General features: G+C 59.7%; 4 protein-coding genes. All 4 read left to right on the top strand.

Annotation, left to right across the window (positions count from 1 at the left end; all coding sequences use genetic code 11):
• The first annotated feature begins 2 nt into the window (after positions 1-2).
• A complete protein-coding gene (locus WCG50_RS18045; RefSeq protein ID WP_336900980.1) occupies positions 3-1,070 on the top strand; it encodes an extracellular solute-binding protein in 1,068 nt (355 codons plus the stop codon).
• 22 nt (positions 1,071-1,092) lie between these two features.
• On the top strand, positions 1,093-2,193 hold the full coding sequence (locus WCG50_RS18040) for an ABC transporter ATP-binding protein (protein ID WP_336900979.1): 1,101 nt from the start codon (positions 1,093-1,095) through the stop codon (positions 2,191-2,193).
• A gap of 34 nt (positions 2,194-2,227) precedes the next feature.
• A complete protein-coding gene (locus tag WCG50_RS18035; RefSeq protein ID WP_336900981.1) occupies positions 2,228-3,070 on the top strand; it encodes an ABC transporter permease in 843 nt (280 codons plus the stop codon).
• A partial coding sequence (locus WCG50_RS18030; protein WP_336900978.1) for an ABC transporter permease subunit occupies positions 3,067-3,854 on the top strand: 788 nt, incomplete at its 3' end. The genes WCG50_RS18035 and WCG50_RS18030, both read left to right, overlap by 4 nt.

The following is a 3,854-nucleotide window of genomic DNA, read 5'->3' as shown; positions in this document are numbered from 1 at the left end:
GCATGAAATCTCAATTGACTCTTGTTGCCGCTGGCGTTCTCGCCCTCGGCGTTGCTGGTTCTGCCTTTGCACAGGAAAAAAGCTTGCGCCTGTTGACCTGGGCCGACTACGCGCCCGCCGATGTAGTAGCGCAGTTTGAAAAAGAGAGCGGCTACAAGGTTGAACTCACGCTCTCCAACAACGAAGAAATGATCTCCAAGCTGCGCGCTACCGGCGGTGCCGGGTTCGATTTGGCGCAACCTTCGCAAGACCGTATCACCGGACCACAGCAAGAGTTTGGCATTTACAAACCGATGGACCTGAGCAAACTCAAGGCCGAGTTGTTCATCCCCAGCATGCTCGAAGCCACCAAGAAAAACACCACGCTGGCGGGCAAGGTCTACGGTCTGCCGCACATCTGGGGCACCGATGGTCTGGTGGTCAACACCAAGCTGACCAAAATGACCGATTACCCGGACCTGTGCCGTGCGGACGTCAAAGGCAAAACTGCCGTGCGCCTGAAGCGCCCCACCTTGCTGGCGTTTGCTTTTGCCTCGGGCAAAGACCCGTTTGCGCTGTACAACAACCCCAAGGCCTACGGCGCCTTGATGGACGAAGTAGGCAAAGCCATGATCGCCTGCAAGGGCAACCTGAAGTTTTACTGGGACAACAAGGACCAATTGCTCAACGGCATGCGCACCGGCGAAATCGTGGGCGCGATGATGTGGGACACCGGTGGCTGGAAACTCAACGGCGAAAAACCCGAGATTCAATTCATCGCCCCCAAATCAGGCGCGCTCGGCTGGATTGACACCTTTGCCATTCCCGCCAAAGGCAAGAACGACGCGGCTGCCTACGCCTGGATCAACTTCAACATGCGCCCCGAGATTGCGGCCAAAGTGGCGGCCTCTGCAGGCAACTTCACCGGCTCCAAAGGCGCTGACCAGTTGATGGACGCCAAACTCAAGGCCCAATTTGCCGCCAGCTTCCCTGAGTCGGCACTGAAAAATGTGAAGTGGTACCCGGCCGTGCCCGCTGGCATTGAAGACATCGAAGGCCGCGTGCTCGACCGCATCAAAGCCGCCAACTAAACCGATACTGAAACTTTTCGAGTTGACTACGACCCCTGCTGACCTGGAAGCCGTGCGCGTGGGCAAGCGCTACGGCGGATTTACCGCGGTGGACGATTTGTCTTTCAGCGTGGCAAGGGGGAGTTTTTTCTCCATCCTCGGCCCCTCGGGCTGCGGCAAAACTACGCTCTTGCGCATGATTGCGGGCTTTTTGAGCCCCGACACGGGCGACATCCGCATTGGCGGCAAGCCCATGCATGGTGTGCCGCCCAATAAGCGCCCGGTCAACATGGTTTTTCAGCACCTGGCGCTGTTCCCCATGATGTCGGTGGGCGAAAACGTCGGCTACGGCTTGGCACGGCGCGGTGTGGCGCGTGACGACATCAAACGCCGCGTTGGCGACATGCTGGAACGCGTCAGCCTGCCCGGGGCGCAGGACAAGCGGGTGGATCAACTCTCTGGCGGCCAAAAACAGCGCGTGGCCATCGCACGCAGTCTGGTGCTGGAGCCCACGCTGCTGTTACTGGACGAACCGCTGGGCGCGCTCGACCTGAAGCTGCGCGAGCACATGAAGATCGAGCTCAAGCAGTTGCAGGCCGCCTTTGGCACCACCTTTGTCTACATCACGCACGACCAGTCCGAAGCGCTGGTGCTGTCGGACCATGTGGCGGTAATGAACCAGGGCCGGTTTGAGCAAGTGGGCACGCCGCAGCAGCTTTACTACCAACCGCAAACGTCATTTGTGGCGGGCTTTGTCGGCGCCAACAATGGCTTCAAAGGCCGGGCCAGCCAGGTTAATGGCGACCTCGTGACCCTGACCAGCGAGCAGGGTCTGGTGCTGTCGGCCCGCGCCATGGGCCCGGTGCGCGCCGGGGATGCAGTCGAGGCTTTTATCCGCCCCGAAGTCGCCAGCCTGTCGCGTAGCGCTGCGGCTTTTATCGACGCTGGTCTGCCCCACTACCGCGCCCAAATCGACAGCCTGCTGTTTGACGGCGCCAACTCGGCGGTGCTCTTGCACGAAGAAAACTCGCGCTCCGAGTTCCGCATTGCCCTGCCGCAAACCGGCCACCTGTCCGACCTGAGCGTGGGCGAGACCGTCAGCTTTGGGTTCGATCCGCAACGGGCGGTGTGTTTTGCAACTTGAATCCGATCACAACCATCGGCTGCAAGCGCGGCTGATGCTCATGCTGCTGCTGGCACCGGCCCTGCTGTGGCTGGTGGGGCTGATTGTGTTGCCGCATATCGAGCTGGGTATTTTGTCGCTGCGCGCCCGCGTGGCCCCGCGCGTTTACGAGGCCAGCCTGGCGCAGTACCGCACTTTTATTGAAGAACCACTGTACTGGCACACCTTTGTGCGCACGGCGCTGATGTCGATTCTGGCCACCGCCCTCACGCTTGTGATGGCCTTCCCCATTGCCTGGATGATTGCCAAAGTAGCGCGGGGCCGCAAAAAATCCATTCTGTTTATTTTGTGCCTGATCCCGTTCTGGGTCAGTGAAACGGTGCGCACGCTGGGCTGGATGATTTTGCTGCGCGAGTCTGGCGTGCTGCCGCAGTTGCTCGTGTCGCTGGGCCTGACGCCGGTGCCGGTCGATTTGCTTTACCACGACGCCACTATTTTGGTCGGGCTGGTCTACACCTCCATGTTGTTCATGGTGGTGCCGCTGATCGGGGCGCTGGAAAGTCTGGACGACTCGCTGATCGAAGCTGCCTACGACCTCGGCGGCAACGGCTGGTCGATCTTGCGCCAGATTGTGATTCCGCACGCCGCGCCCGGCATTGTGGCGGGCTGCATCGTGGTGTTTATGCTCACGCTGGGCAACTACCTGACGCCGACGCTCCTGGGTGGTAAAAATTCGCAGTGGTTTACCGAACAGATTTACACCCAGTTCATCACCCGCTTTAACTGGGAGCAAGGCGCTGCGTTTGGCTTTTTGCTGCTCGGCCTTTCAACGGCCATCGTCTGGTTGGGCCTGCGCTTGAGCGGTCAAAGGTTTGGCGAAGTGATGCGCCGCTCATGATCCCCTCGCTGCCCCGCCCGGCCTGGTTACGCGCCAGCACCGCCACCTACGCCGTGTTGTTTTTTGCGTTTTTGTTTTTGCCGCTGGTGATCGTGGCGGCCTTTGCTTTTAACGATGCGCCCTACCCGGCACCGCCCTGGCGCGGCTTCACGCTGGACTGGTTTTTGGGCGATGGATTAACAGGCGGTCGGCGCGGCCTGTTTTCCGACAAGGCGATGCTCGGCAGTCTGTGGACCAGTGTCGTGGTGGCGTGCTGGGTGACGGTGCTGGCGGTGGTGGTTGGCACGGCCAACGCCTTTCTGATTGAGCGCATGCAGTTTCGCGGCAAACAGGCGCTGTCCATGTTGATGCTGGCGCCGCTGGTGATTCCCGGTGTCATTCTGGGCATCTCCATCCTGGCGTTTGCCAGCCGCATAGCCAATCTGGCCGATGACTTGTATGGGCTGGAACTGGAGTTTTTGCGCCCCGGTTTGCCGCTGGTGGTGCTGGGACAGTTCTCGTACATCGTCTCGATTGCCACGCTCACCATTTCGGCGCGCCTCAAACGCTTTGACATCACGCTGGAAGAAGCGGCTTACAACCTGGGCGCCTCCCGTGCCGCAGTTTTTTTCACCATCACCTTGCCTTATTTGCAACCTGCATTAGTTGGGGCAGCGGCGATTTCGTTCTTGATGTCATTTGAAAATTTCAACACCACGCTGATGTTGGTGGGCTCTGATGCGCCACTCACCGTCATGATGTATGGAAGGATGCGCGAAGGGGCAACGCCGGTTTTGAATGCGGT

Source organism: Rhodoferax sp. (assembly GCF_037143375.1).
Taxonomy (GTDB): Bacteria; Pseudomonadota; Gammaproteobacteria; order Burkholderiales; family Burkholderiaceae_C; genus Rhodoferax.
This window is presented reverse-complemented; position numbering and strand designations above follow the sequence as displayed.